The organism is Syntrophomonas erecta subsp. sporosyntropha (genome assembly GCF_055395365.1).
On the sequence record NZ_AP042459.1, the window covers coordinates 810,796 to 832,282 of the forward strand.

Genomic DNA, 21,487 nt, shown 5'->3' on the forward strand with positions numbered 1-21,487 from the left:
TTTCTCCTTTAGAACTCAATATTGACAATGGTATCCTCATCTAGCTCTTTAAGAATTCGCTCTCTTAGAGTAACTATATACTTGTCAACATCCTGTACTGTCTCAATTTGCCACGAGGTAGACAGATTAATAGTCTTGATACTAATATTTTTTCTTTTCTTAATCTTAGGTTGAGGTTTTCGCTCTGTTGTACCCCTGCCTCCGTGAGGAACCCATCCCTCAGCTATCTTCTCATCCTTTTTTGATATTTCATTGAGGAGTCTAACTTTTAAAGCATCTGCTTCAACTTTGATATTCTGCAATGTGGCTACATTATTGCAATGATTCGCCTTATCATAAATTTCAGCAAACAGTTTAGTATAACGATCATTTAGCTCAGATTTATATGGCTTAGTGTTAAGGACTTCAAATACTCTGGCTTTTGCATCATCAATAGCTGCAAGTACAGGAGCTTCCATATTAGATAAAACACGCATATAAGCATCGGTGAATTTATCGATTAGTTCAGGCAGTTTAGGGATCTCACTATATGGAGAATGCTTTTTCAAAATAGCCTTTATAGAAGCAACGTATTCTTCAACTTTTTCATCCACAATGAAAGTTTTGCTTTCATCATAAGTCTTCATTAAACGCAGGGCACGTTCAAAGATAATCTTCTGTTCACCGGCAAAAAATGACTTTATAGGTTCATAATCCTCAGCAAAATCTAGGTAATCGTCTCTATCAGAATTAACTTTTTTAAAGAATTCCATTGGAGATTGAATTTGAGTTATCGCTCGAAGCAAGTTCTTACCTTCTGAAACCGTCTTTTTGCCAGGCAGAGGTTGGTTCTTATACATTATTTCGTATTTCTCAAGTTCGTTGATTACGTTCTGACTGTATGTTTGGAATGAACGCATCATGGAATCATCATCGTCATTAACGCTGGAAACATCAAATAATTCCTTCATGACCTCACGAGCAGCTTTCTTCTGGGTTTCATTGGCCTTTTCACGCTTTTCGGTCAAAAGTTTCTCAACAAATTCTTTTTTGGTAATATAACGAATAATTTCATCCTCAGATTTATTAAGTAGGGTAACACTGCTGCCATTAACAGTAAAGGAAATATCGCCGTTCTTGAATAGTTTGGCAACGAGCCATTCCACATCATCTTCCACGAAACCATAAGGTGCTTTCATAAAGCGATCCATCAGGCTTTTCATGGAAGTTTTAATGTGCATGGCAGAATTAGCAGAAATAAAACTCAACATATCATTAAGTGCATGGATATTCGGTTCTGTACCGCCTTCCAGCGTAAGAGTCTGCTGATTTGAGGTCTTGAACATTGCCCGTATATTAGCTTCGCTCATGGCTGTATCAATATAAGGCAGCTTATGGTATACAGTAGAAACTAAACGGCCAAGGGCATCATTGATTCTAGCGGCCACATCCTTTGTACCGATCTGGGCTTTATCGCCATTTACATAGATATCTGCATTTTTCATAGATTCAATAAGAAAAAGCTTGGCATTGCTATTCCGTTCCCTCATCTCTGCACGTTTGGCTTCTTTAATCTGCTCGAATTTCATTACCCTGCTTGATGTAGTCAGTCGCAGGTATTTTTCGATTTTTAATGCACTTCTAATTTCATCCAAAAAAGCAGAATCATCAGGTAGTACCACAAGAACTTCCTTGCTCTGACCTGATATCATTCGCAAAGTGGTATCTTCGGAGCCATATTCAGAGTACGGGGTAAGTACCTTTACACCAATATCGTGGCTTTGATTTGCCCTATAGGGACGATCATCCACAATCTGATTAAAAGCAAAGCTATACCTTCCATTAAACGATGGATATCGGTATTTTTTATCACTGAAAATATCTTCAAAAATAAGCTCGGAAACCTTATTTATTATCTCGGCCATCTCAACATTCTGGCTGTCTATTTCCCGATTGATTTCCTGTTCCTCATCGGTCAGGAACACATAGATATCACCATTCTTCTGAACTAACATTTGACGGGCAAGTATTTTCAGAGCTTCTTCAACCTGCTTTTTTAGTTCTATTCTGTCGGTATCAAGATCGGAGATCATTAGACTTGTAATATTTTCGATGTTAGCCGTTATCTCTTTGACGTACTTAATCATAAACAGTGTTTTCAAAACGTTAACGGCAAAACACTCTTCAAGTTTATCAGGATTTATATAGCTGTTGTCCATAGCGCGGCTTATCACACCCTTATGGCTGTGATCCAGGAACTGGTGCAGGGCATCATAGAACACATTGAATGGAATAAGCGTACCAACAGGACACTCCATCAGTTTTACTGCTGATTCCTTGAACAAAGCAATCATGGAACGTTCACCCTCTGACAGATGCTTACCTGACGCTCCATGAGTTCTGATGGAAGTCAGGACACTGCCCAGCAGGTTAAACTGATAAGGTACAAAAGGATAAACGGCAGCAAATTCACTGTCATCAGCATACAGTTTTTTCTCTACGCCATCATTAAATACAATCAGGTTTTTGATAATAGTAGACTTCTGTTCATAGAGCAGCCTAAGGGTTTGTTCAGCAGTCATGTTTTTATCCAGAATTCTCTTCTTAATAACCTCATCGACGTTAGCTGAGGAAAGAGAGAGACGGGTATCAAAACGCCCCTGAATTTTCGAGAAATCATTGCCTTTGATCTTTGTTATAGAATCAATATCCTGCTGGCTGGTCACAACGATCCAGACCTTACCATGACAAGCCGTACCCAAATCCTCAGTTACGGTTTGCAGATCAAGCATTAATTTGGAATCATCACCTATGTATTGACCGATCTCATCCACCAGAAAAACAATATGATAGTTATCATCTTTATGGCTAAGATATTCCTTTACCAACCGGGCAAAGTTTTCAATACTGATATTATAAGGTTCAGTTGCTTTTTCGCACCAGTTACGGGCGGCTGCCTCACTCATGAACCCCATTTTATTAAGAACATCAACAATACTGTCCTGAATGAAATAAAATTTACGCCGGGATTCTTCCCACGGTTTCCCCAATTGTTCTTCAAACAATCCTTTGAATTCAGCATAACGACCTTTTTCAACAAGTTGTCTTTCCAGATCAGCTAGAAAAGGAACAGAACCACAAAATCCCTGCATTTCATTGAATACTTTCAGAAAAACAGAGACGATCGCATCCTTGGATTGTTTGCCGGTCATTTCGCTTTTGGAATCAATATTAAATAGGATAACATCGGTAGGTACACCAGTAGCTAGCTTCATGTCAGCTAGTACCATTGGATCAATGATTTTATTGTCTTCAACAAAATAGTCAATTGCTTTTTTCCCATCCACTTCAACATTACCAAGCAGGTAGGAAAGAATTTTCAGAAAGTGAGATTTACCACTACCAAAAAAACCAGATATCCAAACGCCCATTTTATCGGTATCGCCAATTATTCCTTTCTTGTAGCTTCCAAAAAAGTCTGCAAAATGTTTTTGCAGCTCTCTTGTAACAACGTATTCTTCAAGCTCCTGCCGGATATTTGTTTCATCACCCTGACCAACTTTGATAACGCCTTTAATATCCCGATCAATCGGTTTTGCAAACATATCTTTGATAATCATTGCTCACACTCCTTAATCAACGAGCCGGAATGCTCTATAATAGTTGTCGTCTTTAATTTCGGAAAAAAGGACCAGCTCCTGCCCGTCATATTTTCCCGGGTAAAACATCACAACGGGCACACGGTCAATCACTTGATGTAAGTTGTTTAATATCTTGTGTGACCGAAGTAACGGATAGCATTTTCCGATGCCGGTTAAAAATATAACTGCCTCCTCCGGTGTACGCTCCTGAATATACTGAACAATCATGCCAGCATCATTATCGATCTGCAGTAAATTTCCGACTGCCTTTACGATGTGAGCCATCCCTTTGTTCTTTTCAAACTGGAAGCACTGCTCCATAAATCCTTCCTGCTCCAGTATATCGATCACAATATCATAAAGATCAAAGACTACCAATTCAAAACCATCGGTAGACTTTGCATTTTTTGCTTTCAAATATTCGATTCGTTCTCTAACGACTAATTCTTGCTCTGCTGGGTAATCAAAAATGTAATAGCCGACTTCATTTCCAAGGCCTTTATTCTGGCGAAAACTAGGCGTTTTCATCATACGCTCGGCTTTGTCTAATCTTTCTTCCAAACTAGGCATTTATCTCACCCCCGTTAAGGCACGAATTGTTATTTCCATGCCATTGCTTCTAAGACATTCTTCCAAAGCATTATCTAAAATAGGTTTTAAAATTTTTCTAGTTCCGGAAGAGCGACCTATCAAACCAGCTTCCATAAGCATTGTCTTATAACAGGTGCCCAACCGTTTAAGCGTATAATCTGTCCATTTTGCAACCTTTTCACTCTGCAATTGCTTGTTCTTAAAGAAAATTCGGATATCGCTATCGGCCATATCGTCATTGCCAATAATCAGTTTTTCTCTATAAACCTCATAAACAAAATCAAAGAATAGCCTATCCGTCTGCATAATTGCGATTAGTACAATAATTTTTTGCGTGGACAGATCGCTATTCTCGAATAGTTTATAAAACGACGAATCTAAACCTTTTACACGATTCGAAACTGTATTAAAAATTTGAATTGCCCTTGCCTGTGTAGGAGCAGAGAATATATTTTCCTCTAAATTTAATTTCTTAATTTCCACCAGAGTTTTTCCGCTCTCAAGCAGTCTAATTACTTTACGAAACTCGCAAAACCAGAAAGATAGCTTAACCATTCCTGCACTATATTCTTTTCTTTCCATATCTATTTCACCTGATATTTTGTCTTATTAGTTTGCTTTTCATTTTTCAGAACTTTTCACTACTTCAACAATATCCCCGAAATCACAATCCAACGCACGGCATATCTTGACTAAAACTTCCATTGAAACGTATTTATTCTTTGATAACTTTGTCAAGGTGTTGGGACTGATTCCGGTTAATATTCGCAAGTCAGTTTTTTTCATACCTTTATCAATTAACAGTTTAAATAGTTTATTATAGCATACGTCCATAATTTAATACCTCTTGATTTTAATATTTAAAAGCATATATGTTATATTTTACCATATATTTTGTTATTCTCAATAGAAGTGTATATTAATTTGCGATTTTTTCTTATTTCCCGGAGATTTTAGTATACTTTTTTAGTATTCTTTTTTAATCAATTACCTTTTGGCGCATTAATAAATAAATCCCCCTCCTACTAAATAGGAGAGGGATAATGAATTGAATTGGGACAAACTTTATTATAAAAAATCAAACTTTATTTTAATATTACAATGACATGGCCTTATACCGCTCCCCCTATTCCACCGTCACACTTTTAGCCAGGTTGCGGGGTTTATCTACGTCGGCTCCCCGGTTAACGGCCATGTAGTAGGCGAAGATCTGCAGGGGGACAACGGCGACGATGGGAGCCAGGATAGGGTTTATGTTAGGTAAAAGGATTTGTTCGTCACATTCCTGACATTCCTCCTGCAGGTTTTCTTTGCAGATGGCGATAACAACTGCACCCCGGGCTTTGACTTCCTTGATGTTGGACATGGATTTTTCCACCAGGGAATCCTGGCTTATCAGGGTTAATACCGGTACCCCTTCAAATATCAAGGCTAAAGGACCGTGTTTTAGTTCTCCGGCAGCATAAGCCTCGGCATGGATATAGGAGATTTCTTTTAACTTGAGGGCCCCCTCCATAGCTACTGCATAATCGAAACCCCGCCCTAAAAAGAAAGTGTCCTGAACTCCGGTATAACGCCGGGCCAGTTCTTTTATTTTCGGCTCCTGTTGCAGCACTTTTTCGATACAGACATCGATTCCCGCTAATTGCCGGCCCAGTTGGACCAGTTCTTTTTCATCCATAGTTCCCCGGATACGGGCCAGGTGCAGGCCCAGGAGGTACATAAGCACCAGTTGGGTTGTATAAGCTTTGGTGGAGGCCACCGCTATTTCCGGCCCGGCATAGGTATAGATAACCTTATCGGCTTCCCGGGCCATGGAACTGCCTACCACATTAGTAATGGCCAGTACTTTAATCCCGTTGCGTTTAGCTTCCCGCAGGGCGGCTAGGGTATCGGCGGTTTCTCCCGACTGGCTGATGACAATCATAAGCTGGTCAGGTTCCCAGAGAACTTCCCTATAGCGAAATTCAGAAGCAATATCCGTTTCCACCGGGATACGGGCCAGTTTTTCAATGGCAATACGCCCTACCAAACCAGCATGGTAAGCCGTACCACAGGCTACCATATATATTTTTTTCACCCCGGCAAATAGGCCCTCAATTTCCGGATCATCCAGATCGACCCGGCCCTGTTTTATCTTACCCCCCATGGTCTGCCGTACTGCTTCAGGCTGTTCGTGGATTTCCTTTAGCATAAAGTGATCATAGCCACCTTTTTCTGCGGAAATCGGGTCCCAGGTAACCGGGAATATGTCCTTTTCCACCAGGTTACCGGCCTGATCGGTAATAGTCACCTTATCAGCCGTTACTACCGCCAATTGGTTATCTTCCAGAATATATGCTGATGTGGTATGTCCTAAAATAGCAGTAATATCCGAAGCTATAAAGTTTTCATTTTCGCCTAGTCCTATAATCAGGGGGCTGTCTTTTTTAGCTACCACTATCTTATCTGGTTCATCACTACAGATAACCGCCAGAGCATAAGCTCCCTGTACCTGAGTTAAGGCCTGGCGCAGAGCTACTTCCAATGAGCCCTGGTAATATTTTTCTATCAGGTGAACTAAGACCTCAGTATCCGTTTCGGAAACAAAGTCATGCCCTTCTAAAATAAGCTCTTTACGCAGTAAGGCATAATTCTCAATGATGCCATTGTGTACTAATGCAATCCGTCCCTGACAATCCAGATGAGGATGAGCATTAGTATCACTGGGAACGCCGTGGGTAGCCCAGCGGGTATGCCCGATTCCCAGTGAACTCTGCGGCGATTCTCCCAGGGCCTGCACCATCTCAGCCAGGCGTCCCTTTTTTTTGACCACCTTAAGCTGGTTATCCTGCAGTATGCATATCCCAGCTGAATCGTAGCCGCGGTATTCCAGTTTGCTAAGACCATTTATTATAACCGGTACGCCATTCTTGCGTCCGATATATCCCATAATTCCGCACATATATCTAATCTCTCCCTATTATTTCAGGTAAGACCCCTCGTGAAAATGTCCAGCTAAGCATAACTTAATATTCCCAAAGGGCGGTATATTAATGAATATACCAGCTATACCCCTGGTCATAATCTTTTGCTTAGTTAACCCTTAACCTTTTCTTCGAGGTTTTTCTCTGTTTACATAGTCGCAACTATCCTTCTATCTGCCAGATTCTTTATTAAGGTCCGGCTTAAAGAATTGTTTCTAATATTGTGCTATTTATCCCAGAAAACCCTTTAAATGGTTTCCGTATCCATGGCATAGGACGACCAGGTCACCAAGGTGACATAGATCCGGTTAACTATATCCACGTTTTTACAGGGAAAAAAGACCTGGAATCGGGAAGCTTAAGCTACTCATCTGCTTACTTCCCAGCCCGGGGCAGGCTCTGCCAGAGCAGGCCCTTTTTAAGGTTAGGTATTTAGGAGTTTCCACATATACCGCTTTTGTTCGCATATTACTACACGGTTTTGGAACGGTACTTTCGATGGTGGTACACCGGGGGATCATCCGCCGAATATTTCGATAAATCCCCTCCTCGTCACCCGGTTACCCTGCTTATGGATAATTCCGGGTCAGGCGCTTAAATCTTTAACAAAGATAGGCTATCACCTCCATTTACCAAAAGTTACTCTTGATGCTGTTTAGCAAACCCTGGTCAGGTTTAACAGCTTTAATCCTGCACCCTTTCGATAACTTCCCTTATCTCGCCAATCACTTCCTCCAATAGATAATGTTCTGGTCCCTGGGCCATGAGACGTACCAGGGGTTCGGTTCCCGAAGGTCTGACTACCAGTTTTCCCCATTCCCCTAATTTTCCCTCCGCCTGTTTGATGGCTTCGGCAACAGCTGGATGCGAGAGTATTTCCTCTTTGTTCTCAAGGCGCAGATTGACTAATAACTGGGGTTGTTTTTCCATTTCCCGGGCCAGCTCGGATAAAGTTAATCCACTGCGTTTTAAGGCTTCTACTAATTTAAGAGAAGTAAGCAGTCCATCTCCAGTAGTAGCATGTTGGAGGAAAATCACATGTCCAGACTGTTCTCCCCCTAGCAGAGCACCGGTTTCTTGCATCTTTTCCAGTACATAACGGTCACCTACCTTGCAGCTTACTACTTCAACACCCTCACGCCGCAAGGCAATATCCAGACCTATATTACTCATTACTGTAGCTACTACCTGAGAAGGTTTGAGCAGTCCCCGCCGCTGCATATCCAGCGCACAGATCACCATTATATAATCTCCGTCCAGCTCATCACCACGTTCATCTACTACTATACAGCGATCCGCATCCCCATCATAGGCTATCCCCAGATCAGCTTTATGTTCGACCACTGCTCGTTTTAGTCCCCCGGTATGAGTGGAACCACAGCGATCATTAATATTAACACCATTAGGGGTGTGGTTAATGGGTATAACCCGGGCTCCCAGGCGCGTCCACAGTTCCGGCCCTGCTTTATAGACAGCTCCATTGGCACAATCTACCACAATACTAAGATCTGCCAAGTCTTCATTTAGATCATAACAACTGCTGATAAAAGACAGGTAATTGTTAAGGGCTTCATGAACATCATAGACCTGGCCGATATCCTTGCCGTTGGGACGTGGTAACCCTTCCGTTCCACTTAGTACTAATTCTTCAATCTCTGCTTCGATGTCATCAGGTAACTTGTAGCCGCTGGAGCCAAAAAATTTTATACCGTTATCTTCTACCGGGTTATGAGAAGCAGAAATAACTATTCCGCAGGATGCCCTGTACTTTTGCGTTAAATAAGCTACTGCCGGGGTCGGAATTACTCCCGCTGTCAGTACATCGGCACCAGTTGAACAAATACCAGCCACCAGAGCTGCTTCTAACATATCCCCGGATATGCGGGTATCCTTACCTACCAGAATACGCGGCCGATCCCCGCCACTTCGCTTAGCGAGGACATAGCTTCCTGCCCGGCCCAGAGCAAAAGCCTTCTCCGGGGTTAGTTCTACATTGGCAATACCTCTAACACCATCAGTGCCAAACAAAATCCCCACTTTAATCCTACCTCCTAACACATATACAGTATATTAGCCCGGACTCTTACAGGGTACGGGCATTAATTATGGTCGGGTCATCCAATTGTATTATACCTTCCGGTTTACGGTAGGTTTGCACCACCTGTTCTGCCACCCGCAGACCGTCCACAGCCGCACTAATAATTCCTCCGGCATAGCCGGCCCCCTCTCCGCATGGGTAAAGATTTTTCACATTGAGAGAATTAAGCTCAGTACTTCGCTCTATGCGTAAAGGGGCTGAGGTACGAGTTTCTACTCCAGTAAGAACTGCCTGGTTATGAATAAAGCCTTGCATTTTGCGGTTCCAGTATCTTAATCCCTGCTCTAATACCTGACAAATTTCCCGGGGCAGTAAATCCCATAAGTTAACCGGTACTACTCCAGGCTTAAAGGTGGCTATAGATCCCTTCAAATCCTGGCTGCGGGTTCGGTTAAGGAAGTCGACCATCTTTTGCGCAGGAGCCTGATAGTTATCTCCTCCCATTGCAAAGGCACGGTACTCCAGTTTTTCCTGGAAATCCATTCCCCCTAAAGGGGTATAGTTCCAATCCCGTGGATCTACAGTAACCACCAGGGCACTATTAGCTATTCCTGAATTACGGGCCCGAAAGCTCATGCCATTAGTCACTACCTGACCCGGTGATGAGGCTGCCCCAATGACATATCCCCCCGGGCACATGCAAAAAGTGTACAGGGAACGCCCCCTAGCCCGGTCCTGGTAAGTAAGATGATAATCGGCTGCTCCCAGCCGGGGGTGGCTAGCATAATCACCATATTGAGTCTGGTCAATAAAATCCTGAGGATGCTCGGCCCGTACTCCTACCGCAAAGGCTTTCGGGGTTAGTGTTACGCCCTTTTTCTCCAACAGGCGATAAAGATCCCGGGCACTGTGCCCCACTGCTAAAACTAGTACCGAACAGTCTAGCTCTACCTGATTGTTTATAATTATGCTTTCCAGATAGGTTTGGTTAATACTTATATCAGTAAGGCAGGCTTTAAAATAGACCTGACCACCCCGATCCAGAATCTCCTGCCGGATGTTTTTTACTACTTTACGAATTACATCTGTACCTACGTGGGGTTTTTTCAGGTATAATATCTCCTCATCTGCACCATGATCAACAAAGGTTTTAAGCACATAGTTAATACGCAGATCACCAATACGGGTCGTCAGCTTCCCATCGGAAAAGGTACCTGCTCCTCCTTCTCCAAACTGGGTATTAGAGGAAGAATCTAATATTCCCTGCTGCCAGAAGGTTTCCACCTTTTCTATCCGCCGATCCACATCTTCTCCCCGTTCAATTATCACCGGACAATAACCATGACGGGCTAGTAATAATGCACAGAAAAGCCCGGCTGGCCCAGAACCTACAATAACTGGAGAATGGGGCAAGGACTGCTGCCCGGGTACTAATACCAGGTTATCCCGGGGGACTATTACCGTAATCTCCGGCGAGTCCAGCTTGTCCTGCACCAGTTTAGCATCATCAGCTAGCTCCACATCTACTGTATAGGTAAAAACAACCTGGCGCCGTCTGGCATCCACAGCCTTTTTTACTTTGACCAGGCTTTTTAAGTCGGCTGCCTTTAAACCTACCCGGCGGGCTGCCGCCTGGATTAGATCCTGTTCCTCATAATCCAGGGGTAATCTGATACCTCGTATACGCAGCTTCATTCTTCTTCCTCTTTAACCGGCTTAGTAGGGGATTCAATAATCTGTACACTAACCGTAACTTGGGCTGGATAAACCTTGATATCCCCGGGGACGGCTACATCAACCACTTCAGTAAAAGAAGACTTTTTCCCGTTTAAATCAATAGCTTTTGTAGATAACTCCGCGATTTTCTTAACCTGCTGGGGCGTTCCTAAAACAGCTAACATATTAGGATTTACTAGTACTTCCCCCATCTCATAACCACTTTCCAGGGTGCCGCTAAACATTGCCTTCACCGGCACCTTCTGGCTGGTCTGATCAGGTATTACCACCGCATAAAACTTAACTGTTTCAGGTACAATGCGTACCCCGGTAACTACATTGCCGTTAACATCCCGGGGGATTAAGCGGGAAGAAAAAGTGGTTAAGTCCGTAACATTAGCTAAGTTAACCGGGCTAATTACCGAACTTACCCGGCTGACCGCTTCGTGTTCCCCTTTAACTACACAGCGATCAGGAACCGTTACTACATCAAGTACTTGGTAACCAGCCGGCGGATTATGAATTATTTCATAACGCACCGATACAATATGTTCTTTTAGTTTTTTTACTTCCACCTGAACTGTTCTCGGCTGTGGTGTGCTAAACATCGCACCCCGGACCGTATCCACATTAACCGGTAACTGATAGGTACCTTCTCCCAGCCCGTTCAAATCTACATAGGCCTTAACCTCTTCTGCCGGTTGAAATGCTCCCCACAGCTTAACCGAAATATTTTCCGGTCCTTCTATTGTGAGTCCTTCAGCCACGTTGCGATATTCCAGTCTAGTGGAAATAATATTGGTAGCCCCGCTTAACTGTCCCTGATTCATTACATAAAACCAGAGGAGAACAGCGAGAAAAACAGATACAATTTTAAGACTGGTGGTTCTCTTCTTCTGATGGGGCTTCTCCCCCACCCGACCGCCTTCTCCGGAAGGCATCGGTCCACCGTTCCCGGCTTCCCATTTCATCTTTTAACAGCTCCTTTAAGCCTCCTGTATCTAGATAGCGCTGTAATCTTCCACCTACTGCCACGGAAATAGCTCCGGTTTCCTCAGATACAATAACTGCTATGGCATCAGAGACTTCGGTAATTCCTAGTCCGGCCCGGTGCCTGGTACCTAATTCCTTGTCAAGGTATGGATTATCACTTAAGGGAATAAAACAGGCGGCCCGCTGGATACGCCCGCCGCTAATAACAACCGCCCCGTCATGTAGGGGAGTATTGGGAACAAAAATATTAATTAATAAACCGGAAGACACTAGCGAATCCATGTGTACTCCGCTATCCAGGTATTCATTGATATCAGTATCCCGGGTAAGAATAATCAAAGCCCCTACCCGGTTGCGGGATAGTACGGCAGCAGCATCTCCGATCTCACGTATAACATTTTGGTATTCTGCCATTTCCTCCCGGGCATCACGGCCATGCATAAAGAACCTTCCCCGCCCTAGCTGTTCCAACAGACGACGTAATTCAGGCTGAAAAACGATTGGCAAAGTAATAGCAAACAAGATCCATAACTTTTCAATAAGCCAGTTTACCATTTCCAGTTTAATGGCACTGGCGGCAACAGAAAACACCAGCAAAATGGTCAGCCCTTTTAAGAGCTGTTCTGCCCGTGTTCCGCGAATTACCCCCAGGATCCGATAAAATATATAGGCAACTATCGCTATGTCTATTAAGCTGCGGATAATATCCCAGGGGCTGGCAAAAACCCCGGATAAAAAGCTGAGATCCAACTACCCTGACCTCCGTAAATGATATTTACCTAAAATCCAAATACGTCCTATAAGCTGTCACCGGATGATGGGGTAATTTCCCGGTAGTGAATAACGGCCAGAATTCCTTCCTGTACCGTTATTATACCCACGGTATCAGCTAGAACATTAGAAATGGCGTAGGGGTTTTTTTTCTCTAGTACTACATCTTCCAAAGGATACTGAAATCCTTTTTCCGAAACTCCCTGACAACAATCACTAAGAGCTAATACGGAAACAATGTCCCCGGGCTTTCCTTGTATCTCCAATTTCCCTGTAAACAAATATACCTGGTAATCCGGGTGGTAATGCATGACCTTTAGACCTTTGTGGACTTGTTCCAGACAACAATAAAGATTAGAAAGGGTATGATCAAGGCGCTTACCAATAGTACCAGTAAACACTATCTGGTTTACTCCCAGGTTTTCCGCCAGGGACATGGCTAACTGGGTATCAGTAAAGTCCTTCCTTTTAGGATATCTTTTTAACGGCACCTGCATACGGTTATAATGTTCTCTGACCTCCGGGGCAATAGAGTCCATATCGCCAACAATATAATCAGGCACTAGGCCTATTTGATAGGCGTAGTTAGCACCTCCGTCTGAACATATAATAAGGTCCAGGTCCTTGAATATAGATTTATAACCATTAAGGGATCCATATTCCCCATTAGCCATAATTACCGCTTTCATGATCAGTTCTCCTGTATATCAATTTCTTCACTGTGAAACCCTCGATCAAACTAACATTATATAATCAAATTTATGTCTATAATCTATGCTACATATTATAACAGAATTATAGGCCAGGCAAAGTTAATCCCTACTTGCTGCCTTTTAATTATATAAACCTGCCACCTTCCTGGTTAGTCTTATTATTGACGATATAAAAAGTACTGAAGTATGGTATAAATATAAATGATTTTGTTTAATTCCCCTGGTCAGGCGGGTATAATGTCCCCTATTCAATAATGCAATACTGCGCGGTTTAGTATGTTAGGCCTGATTAGTACTATTTTCACCTGGCTTTTGGGTTTTTGGTCTACTTAATTGACAAAAAAAAATGCGTTAACTATAATGCAATTAATTGATTTGTAGCAAAGGAGGTAACACTATGTCTTATGTAATAACCGATGAATGCATTTCCTGCGGAGTATGTGCTGACGAATGCCCCGTAGAAGCCATCAGCGAGGGAGACGATAAATACGAAATTGATCCTGAGCTCTGCACCGAGTGTGGTTCCTGCGCTGATGTGTGTCCGGTAGAGGCACCCCAGCCAGGCGAGTAATTATTGGGCATCACCCCAACTTTTATTTTAATCTCGCTAAAAAAACCCGGCTTTGCCGGGTTTTTTATACTTCTCACTTTTTTATTTAGTTCTACTGCACCCGTATTTACAGCTTCTGCAGCGGACTACCTGATTTCTTCCCCTTTCTTTAGCCTCATACAATGCCTGATCCGCTTTATAAATCAGCTCATCAGCATTTTTAATCTGTTCAGGCATAATGGCGGCAATACCAAAACTGGCCGTAACCTTTATACCTGCTTCCGCGGTATAGGTGGTATTTTCTGCTACCCGCTGGCGGATTCTTTCTGCTACCTGGGTGGTTTCCTGGCAATCAGCCCCGGGCAAGCTAACGATAAACTCTTCTCCCCCATAACGCCCTACAAAATCATAACTCCGGCACATACTAGCCAAACAGTGACTAAAATCCCGTAAAACCAGATCACCTACCTGGTGTCCATAGCGATCATTAACCGCCTTAAAGTGATCAATATCTATAATAATGATCCCCAGGTTTTGTCCATCCCTCCAGGACCGGCTAATCTCACCCTCTAATCTTTCCATAAAGGCACCCCGGTTTAGCAAACCAGTCAGATAGTCTGTACGGGCCATCTGCAAAATACGCTCCTCCAGTTCGATAACCCGTCGTCCAATTTTAAGCCGGGATTTAAGTTCTTCATGATGGAAGGGCTTGACCATATAATCATCTGCTCCCGCTTCCAGGCCCCGGACTATATCCTCATGACTGTTCCGGGCAGTAAGCATAATTACATAAATATAGCGCGCCTTACACCTTTGCCGGATACGCTGACATATTTCTATGCCCTCCAGACCGGGCATTACCCAATCAAGAATCACCAGGTTAGGATATTTATCCTGTTTTAGAACCTGCCAGGCTTCATCCCCATTGCAGGTAACCATAACCTCATACCCCCAGGAGCATAGAGCATCTTGCAGTATATGCCGGGATAATGCATCATCATCAGCTATTAAAACCTTCACACTCATCAACTCCAAATAATTTAAACATCTACTAGCATCATTAATAATTACATAGGATCCTTCAGGTTCTGATATTCATGAGCAGACGCTAATTGGGCCTCAATTCTGGCTTGATTTATTTCTTCATAATTGGTAAACAATAACCGGACTACATCATTATTGATGGCTCCATCAGCTACCATCCTGTACAAGGTTTTTTCCGCTTCCTGGTGGTTCATTCCCGAGCGGTAAGGACGGTCTTCACTGATAGCAGTAAATACGTCAGCTACAGCCATGATCTGGGAGCCAACCGGCAGATCCTTTTCTTTTAAATGAAAAGGATAACCTGACCCATCCAGACGTTCGTGATGGAAAGATGCCCAGGCATTGATAATATTCAGTTCTTTAAAATTCCCCAGAATACTGTAAGTATAGTAAGGATGCTGTTTTATAACTAAAAACTCCCGCTCAGTTAACCGGCCTGGCTTTTCCAATATATGAGGAGGAACGGCCAGTTTGCCCAGATCATGAAAATACCCGGCTGCCCTCATCATTTTAGATTCCAGCTCGGAAAAACCCACTTTACGTACCAGGGTTTCTGCTACTGTAGCTACCCCGCTGGAATGGGTAGCATTCAAAGGACTCCTGAAGTCTATAATGCGGGCAAATATTTTGGCCAGATCAATCAAATCATCCATGGTTAGCCTTATTCTGTTACCATGAAATCGTCGGGAAAGTATGTAATTAATGGATGGCGATCTGATATCCATCCAGAAGTATTCGCATTGAGATAATTCCCTAAAAGCATCCACATACTCAGGCACAAAACGGGTGCCGCTATATTTCTTTATCCTGTTTACCACATTATCCACCTGTTCCAGAATACAGGCTTGTGGGCTAATCAATACGGAGATCCGGTCCGCCAGATGCAGGATATGGCTGCCTTCTGGGACTAGCTCTTCCGGCATTTCTTTACCATGAACACTGTTCCAATTAGTATGATGGTAACGAATCAGCTTAGCCACCTGTGCTAATGGCTGGAACTGTTTTAATAACTGGTAACCAATTTCGGCATGTTCAGAAGCCATAGTATCCTCAAAATTCAGCGCATTGACTCTTTCTTCCAGAGATAAAGCCCCTATATCGTGTAAAGCCCCGGCCATAGCCAGATCTGCTTGCTGATTTTCATTCATTCCCACCTGAGCCGCAATACTGGATGCAATATAGGCTACCTGTTTATGATGATTAGCCACATTAGGACTCACCAGGTCCACTGCCTCAGACAAGCTCACACTAAGATCCAATAAACCAATATCGGGTTCTTTAAGTAGCATAACTACCTCCCTATTTAACAGTTGATATGGGATTATATTGATTCCTGGATAATGTTCGTTCCCCTGCATGATTTTTCCGTAAGTCCAGGTCCACAATAATATTATACTACTTACCCTGGATTTCACATCTTACAGTAATAAGCAGAAAAAGCCGGCATTAATTAGCCTCTTTCCTCCTCTAATGCCTGTTTTTATCTTAATCCCGGAAAATTCATCTGGCGCAAAGCTTCATAAATAATTATGGCTGCCGAGTTACTTAAGTTCAAGGAGCGCCCTATATCCAGCATAGGAATCCGTATAAGCTGCTCCGGAAACCTTTTTAAAATCGATGGAGATAAGCCCCGGCTTTCCGCTCCAAAAACCACCATATCACTTAGGCTGTAATTAACCTCATGGTAGGAGTGTTCAGCTTTAGTGGTAGCCAGGTATTTATTACCCTCCGGATAATGATATAAAACCTCCTCAAAATTCTCCCATACTTTAACCTCTACTTTGTCCCAATAATCCAGCCCCGCCCTTTTTAAATAGCGATCGGAAATAGAAAAACCAAGTGGTTTGACCAGATGTAATGTAGAACGGGTTAGGGCACAGGTACGAGCGATGTTACCAGTATTCTGGGGTATTTCCGGTTCGACCAGAACAATATGCAAAAGATGGTCCCTCCCTAGTTGGAATTATTTATTCATTAGCGCCGTTACGGCTGATTGCTAATAAAACCTAAAAAAATTATACAAAACATTGCCACTCATAACAAAAATCACCCGGGAAAAACTAAAAAAAACTAAAGGAGAGATGGGAGTGTTACCATTACCTAAAAAATGGCTGGCGGGAATCCTAGTTACCGCCCTATTATTTACCCTGGCCGGATGTCAAAAACAGGCTAAAAAACCTGAAGCTCCCCGCCTGGCCCCGGAAGTAGCTAAATATAAACAAGAACCTACTATTAGCCTTTATCGTAGTGAAACCGGGAAAACCGAGGAAATAAAATTAGAAGAATATCTTAAAGGAGTGGTAGCAGCGGAAATAGGTCCTAAATTCCCCCTGGAGGCTTTGAAAGCTCAGGCCATTGTAGCCCGCACCACCACCCTGGCATTACTAGAGTATGAAAACGGGACCCGTGATAAGCATAATACGGATGCCAGTGATAATCATACTGAATTTCAGGCCTACGACCCTAAGATGATTACCCCTGATATATCCCGGGCTGTGGAAGAAACCCGGGGGCAGGTATTGACCTACCAGGGTAAATTTGTTCACGCTTTGTTCCACGCAGCTTCCGATGGAAAAACGGCTACTATGGCAGAGGGCTTTCCAAAATTAGCCCGCAAAACTCCTTATATAGTCTCAGTTAAAACTGAAGGTATTAAATATGCTCCAGCCAAATACCGTAATTGGACGGTTAAGGTGCCCCGCTGGAAGGTAAAAAATATCATGGGCAGCCAGGCCGGTAACCTGGACGATATTAAGATAAGTGAACGGGGTCCCTCGGGCAGGGCAACTACCATCAGCGCTGGTAAGGCTTCCATTAAAGCGGTAGACCTGCGCCAGGAAATAGGATTTGACCGTCTTTATTCCACCAACCTGAACAGTGTAAAGCTACAAGGTAATGATATTGTCTTTAAAGGCAGTGGCTGGGGACATGGGGTAGGCATGGAACAGTGGGGAGCCTGGGCTATGGCTAAAAAAGGGCACCAGGCCCGTACCATTGTGCAGCACTATTTTCCCCGGGTACAGTTTACCCAGCTATATAGTTAAATTTTTGCGTTTCCAGTGGTACCTGTACGCTCATTAGCAACCGCAGTATAGATTCCGGTTAAAATAAAGGCTCCGCCTATTAACTGGTACCACAACAGAGCTTCATTAAAAATTAAGTAGGCTAATATACTGGCTCCCACCGCTTCCCCCAAAATAGAAACTGCGACTACGGGAGCCTTTACATATTTTAATGCCCAGTTAAGAACAGTATGTCCTCCAATTCCTGGCCCTAGTGCCATAAGGATAAATAACAGCCAGTCCAGTCCGGGAAAACCTGTAAGCTGAGTTCCCATCCCCAGGCAACTGATCAGCAAAACCAACCCGGCCACAGCGGAGATTAGCAATGTATAAGTTATAGTTCTTACCCGAGCTCTAATATTTCTGCCAATGAGAAAATAAATAGCTACAAAAAATCCACTGGCCAGAGCCAACATATCCCCTATAAATCGGCCCATTTGCCAATCACCACCTGCAATCAGGGCACTGCCGGTCAGGGCAATCAAAATTCCCCCCAATACCCGGCTGTTAACTTTTTCCTTTAAAAAAAAGGCCGAGAATATAAGTACAAAAATAACCTGCAGGTTAGTAAACAATACTGAACTGGAAACGCTGGTGTATTCCAGCGAAGTAATCCAAAATGCAAAATGCAGGGCCAGAAAAAATCCCGACCCCACAATAAAAAGAAGATCCCGGTGTTCTATCCGGGCGATATGGCTTTTAATATATTTGCCTTCCAGGGCGGCAGCTATCCCTACAGTAAATATCACCCGGTACAAGGCAATAGCCATAGCTGGTGCACTACAAAGCCGGATCATTATAGACGAAGTAGACATACAAACTACTCCGAAAACTATGGCCAGGTATACCGGGGTGTTTCTCATGCTTCCACACCCAGATAAGATTGAATGACTCTTTCGTCGTTTTTTACCTGCTCAGGCGAACCGTCAGCGATCTTCCTGCCGTAATCAAGAACGGCAATCCGTTCACATATATTCATAACCAGGTTCATATCGTGTTCAACCAGCAGAATGGTTAAACTCATTTTTTCCCGAATATTATAAATCAGCTCCATTAGTTCAACCTTTTCGGTACTATTCATCCCGGCCGCCGGCTCATCCAACAGAAGCAGGCTAGGGTCTAAAGCTAAGGCCCTGGCAATCTCCAAGCGCCTTTGCTCTCCGTAGGCCAGATTAACGGCATACTCCATAGATTTGTCATAAAGCCCTACTAAGTCCAACAGGTAGCCGGCCTTTTCCCTTATTTCCTTTTCTTCACGACGGGCCCACGGCAAGCTCAACATACTGTTTAATAAACCGCTGCGGGTTATACCATGTCTGCCTACCCGGACATTATCCAGCACCGACAGCTTAGGAAACAAACGAATATTCTGAAAAGTCCGGGCAATACCTAGCCGGGCAATCCGGTATGGGGCGATACCGTTGAGTTTTTGATCTTTAAACATCAGCGTACCTTCGGTGGGAATATAGATTCCGGTGATAATATTAAAAAGAGTCGTCTTTCCTGCACCGTTAGGTCCAATAATACCGTAAATCTGCTTTTCCTCTACCATCAGGTCCACAGCATTCAGGGCGCGCAGCCCGCCAAATTCCTGGCTTATTTCCTGCAGGGTCAGGATTGACATGTTTTCACCTCTTTTTTCCACCAGCGCTTACGGATATCATATATACGCACATCCCCCAGTAAACCGTTAGGCCGGAAAATCATCAAAATAACTAGTAAAGCTCCGTAGAACAGCAGGCGATACTCAGCTACTACCCTTAAAAGTTCCGGGGCCAAGGTAAGAATAATGGCCCCCAGGATAGTACCGGGGATACTACCCATACCACCTAGAACTACCATATTCAACAATTCAATAGATTTCATAAAACCGAAGTCCTGAGGATTGATAAAAAACATATAGTGGGCATATAAGCCACCCCCCAGTCCGCCTAGAAAGGATCCCAAAGCAAAAGCCATAACCTTAAAACCGGTAGTATTAACTCCGCAGGACTCGGCCGCAATTTCGTCTTCTCTGATAGCATACAAGGCTCTTCCCATCCGGGAGTTTAACAGCCGGGCATTTAAGAAAATGACTATTATCACCAGAAGGACTACCACGGAAAAATTGGTATTCTGCGGAATCCCAGCTAGACCAACCGCCTTACCCCCGGGTTCAAAATTCAGGAAAAACACCCTGATAATTTCCGCAAAACCTATGGTTACCATGGCCAGGTAGTCACCTTCCAATCGGAGGGTAGGAATACCTATTAAAAAGCCAAAAAAGGCTGCCATAAAGGCCCCCCCTAATAAGGCTATCCAGAAGGGTACTCCTAACTGCAATGAAAGGATTGCCGATGTATATGCTCCTAAACTCATAAATCCAGCATGTCCCATGGATAGTTGTCCGGTTACCCCGGTAATGATATTAAGCCCCAGAGCCAGAATGATATTAATGCCTATTAAAATAAGTATTCTTAAATAATATGGATCAATATATTGCATCAAATATGCGTCCAAATTCTTCACCTACACTTTTTTGGTCATCTTTTGGCCCAGTATCCCCTGGGGCCGAACTAGCAACACTAGTATGAGAATGCCAAAGGCAATAGCATCTTTGTAGGAGGATGACAAGTAAGCCACCCCCATGATTTCCATAACTCCCAGGGTTATACCCCCAATCATAGCCCCGGGTATGGAACCAATACCGCCTAAAACCGCTGCAGCAAACGCCTTCAAACCAGCCATCATACCCATATAAGGCCATACCGCATTATAGTAAATGCCTACCATAACCCCACCAGCTGCAGCTAGAGCTGATCCGATAGCAAATGTAAAAGAAATTACCCGGTTTACGTTAATCCCCATTAAAAAAGAAGCATCCAGATCCTGGGAGGAAGCACGCATAGCTTTACCAATACGGGTTTTCTGGATCATAAACTGAAGGCCTACCATCAGAATAGCAGAGACACCCAGGATAATTATCTGTAATGAAGAAATATCCATAGCCCCTAAATGATAGGTATGACGAGCAATAACTTCAGGATAGCTGCGGGTATTAGTTTTGGCAATCAGAGCCATAAGGGTAGAAAGAAAAATCGAAACTCCAATAGCACTGATCAGAGCAGAAAGACGGGTAGACTTCCCCCTTAAAGGCCGGTAAGCCACCCTCTCAATAAACATCCCCAGGACCATACAACACAGCATGGCCCCTAAAAGCGCGATAAATATATTCAGTCCTAAAGCACTGACCATAAAAAGGCCCACAAAAGCCCCGATCATGTAAACTTCACCATGGGCAAAGTTAATTAACTGAATAATGCCATATACCATGGTATACCCCAGGGCTATAAGGGCATAGGTACTGCCCAGGGTAATACCGTTTAACAGTTGCTCCCAGAACATAAGCTTCCTCCCCTGTTGCAATTTGACTATACACAGTTT

Annotated in this window: 19 protein-coding genes; 2 read left to right on the forward strand and 17 right to left on the reverse strand. The window is 43.4% G+C overall.

Annotated elements, in window-relative coordinates:
- Positions 1-8: 8 nt before the first annotated feature.
- The 10 genes from brxC to ACZ5Q0_RS03835 form a co-directional block, all read right to left on the reverse strand.
- On the reverse strand, positions 9-3,599 hold the full coding sequence (brxC, locus tag ACZ5Q0_RS03790) for a BREX system P-loop protein BrxC (RefSeq protein ID WP_446819281.1): 3,591 nt from the start codon (positions 3,597-3,599) through the stop codon (positions 9-11).
- A 12-nt stretch (positions 3,600-3,611) separates the two neighbouring features.
- Positions 3,612-4,190 carry a DUF1788 domain-containing protein gene (locus ACZ5Q0_RS03795; protein ID WP_446819280.1) on the reverse strand — a complete coding sequence of 193 codons (579 nt, stop codon included), beginning with the start codon at positions 4,188-4,190 and terminating at the stop codon, positions 3,612-3,614.
- The gene (locus tag ACZ5Q0_RS03800; RefSeq protein WP_446819279.1) at positions 4,191-4,793 is read right to left on the reverse strand and encodes a DUF1819 family protein; all 603 of its coding nucleotides are present in this window, start codon (positions 4,791-4,793) and stop codon (positions 4,191-4,193) included.
- Between the two features lie 39 nt (positions 4,794-4,832).
- The gene (locus ACZ5Q0_RS03805; RefSeq protein ID WP_446819278.1) at positions 4,833-5,045 is read right to left on the reverse strand and encodes a helix-turn-helix domain-containing protein; all 213 of its coding nucleotides are present in this window, start codon (positions 5,043-5,045) and stop codon (positions 4,833-4,835) included.
- A gap of 292 nt (positions 5,046-5,337) precedes the next feature.
- Positions 5,338-7,155 (reverse strand): glutamine--fructose-6-phosphate transaminase (isomerizing), encoded by a 1,818-nt coding sequence (gene glmS, locus ACZ5Q0_RS03810; protein WP_447182723.1) that lies wholly within the window; start codon positions 7,153-7,155, stop codon positions 5,338-5,340.
- Between the two features lie 706 nt (positions 7,156-7,861).
- Positions 7,862-9,214: a phosphoglucosamine mutase gene (glmM, locus tag ACZ5Q0_RS03815; protein WP_447182724.1), complete on the reverse strand. Its 1,353-nt coding sequence runs from the start codon at positions 9,212-9,214 to the stop codon at positions 7,862-7,864.
- A 46-nt stretch (positions 9,215-9,260) separates the two neighbouring features.
- Complete coding sequence (locus ACZ5Q0_RS03820; protein ID WP_447182725.1) at positions 9,261-10,910, reverse strand: NAD(P)/FAD-dependent oxidoreductase; 1,650 nt, start codon at positions 10,908-10,910, stop codon at positions 9,261-9,263.
- Entirely contained in the window at positions 10,907-11,902 is a 996-nt protein-coding gene (locus tag ACZ5Q0_RS03825) for a CdaR family protein (protein WP_446819274.1), read from the reverse strand. The genes ACZ5Q0_RS03820 and ACZ5Q0_RS03825 overlap by 4 nt, the downstream gene beginning before the upstream one ends.
- Positions 11,805-12,674, reverse strand: coding sequence for a diadenylate cyclase CdaA (gene cdaA / locus ACZ5Q0_RS03830; protein WP_447182726.1), 870 nt, complete (start codon positions 12,672-12,674; stop codon positions 11,805-11,807). The genes ACZ5Q0_RS03825 and cdaA overlap by 98 nt, the downstream gene beginning before the upstream one ends.
- 47 nt (positions 12,675-12,721) lie before the next feature.
- Positions 12,722-13,384, reverse strand: a complete 663-nt coding sequence (locus tag ACZ5Q0_RS03835; protein ID WP_447182727.1) for a thiamine diphosphokinase — start codon at positions 13,382-13,384, stop codon at positions 12,722-12,724.
- 421 nt (positions 13,385-13,805) lie between these two features.
- Between ACZ5Q0_RS03835 and ACZ5Q0_RS03840 the strand changes: the two genes are divergently transcribed.
- The gene (locus tag ACZ5Q0_RS03840; protein WP_446819271.1) at positions 13,806-13,979 is read left to right on the forward strand and encodes a 4Fe-4S binding protein; all 174 of its coding nucleotides are present in this window, start codon (positions 13,806-13,808) and stop codon (positions 13,977-13,979) included.
- 81 nt (positions 13,980-14,060) lie between these two features.
- Here the strand turns inward: ACZ5Q0_RS03840 and ACZ5Q0_RS03845 are convergent, their stop codons facing one another.
- From ACZ5Q0_RS03845 to ACZ5Q0_RS03855, 3 genes are all read right to left on the reverse strand, one after another.
- The gene (locus ACZ5Q0_RS03845; RefSeq protein WP_446819270.1) at positions 14,061-14,978 is read right to left on the reverse strand and encodes a GGDEF domain-containing response regulator; all 918 of its coding nucleotides are present in this window, start codon (positions 14,976-14,978) and stop codon (positions 14,061-14,063) included.
- 47 nt (positions 14,979-15,025) lie between these two features.
- Positions 15,026-16,291: an HD-GYP domain-containing protein gene (locus ACZ5Q0_RS03850; RefSeq protein ID WP_447182728.1), complete on the reverse strand. Its 1,266-nt coding sequence runs from the start codon at positions 16,289-16,291 to the stop codon at positions 15,026-15,028.
- Positions 16,292-16,482: 191 nt separating this feature from the next.
- Positions 16,483-16,941 (reverse strand): tRNA (cytidine(34)-2'-O)-methyltransferase, encoded by a 459-nt coding sequence (locus ACZ5Q0_RS03855; RefSeq protein ID WP_446819268.1) that lies wholly within the window; start codon positions 16,939-16,941, stop codon positions 16,483-16,485.
- Positions 16,942-17,089: 148 nt separating this feature from the next.
- Here ACZ5Q0_RS03855 and ACZ5Q0_RS03860 point away from each other — a divergent pair, with 148 nt between their 5' ends.
- Positions 17,090-18,046 carry a SpoIID/LytB domain-containing protein gene (locus ACZ5Q0_RS03860; protein ID WP_447182729.1) on the forward strand — a complete coding sequence of 319 codons (957 nt, stop codon included), beginning with the start codon at positions 17,090-17,092 and terminating at the stop codon, positions 18,044-18,046.
- Here ACZ5Q0_RS03860 and ACZ5Q0_RS03865 read toward each other — a convergent pair.
- The 4 genes from ACZ5Q0_RS03865 to ACZ5Q0_RS03880 are packed head-to-tail and all read right to left on the reverse strand — an operon-like array spanning position 18,043 to position 21,448.
- Positions 18,043-18,927, reverse strand: a complete 885-nt coding sequence (locus tag ACZ5Q0_RS03865; RefSeq protein ID WP_446819266.1) for a DMT family transporter — start codon at positions 18,925-18,927, stop codon at positions 18,043-18,045. The two genes, ACZ5Q0_RS03860 and ACZ5Q0_RS03865, sit on opposite strands and share 4 nt — an antisense overlap.
- On the reverse strand, positions 18,924-19,688 hold the full coding sequence (locus ACZ5Q0_RS03870) for an ABC transporter ATP-binding protein (protein WP_446819265.1): 765 nt from the start codon (positions 19,686-19,688) through the stop codon (positions 18,924-18,926). The genes ACZ5Q0_RS03865 and ACZ5Q0_RS03870 overlap by 4 nt, the downstream gene beginning before the upstream one ends.
- Positions 19,676-20,572, reverse strand: a complete 897-nt coding sequence (locus tag ACZ5Q0_RS03875) for a branched-chain amino acid ABC transporter permease (RefSeq protein ID WP_464827256.1) — start codon at positions 20,570-20,572, stop codon at positions 19,676-19,678. Before ACZ5Q0_RS03875 ends, ACZ5Q0_RS03870 begins: the two co-directional genes overlap by 13 nt.
- Complete coding sequence (locus ACZ5Q0_RS03880) at positions 20,573-21,448, reverse strand: branched-chain amino acid ABC transporter permease (RefSeq protein WP_446819263.1); 876 nt, start codon at positions 21,446-21,448, stop codon at positions 20,573-20,575. It abuts the gene before it with no gap.
- Positions 21,449-21,487: the final 39 nt, after the last annotated feature.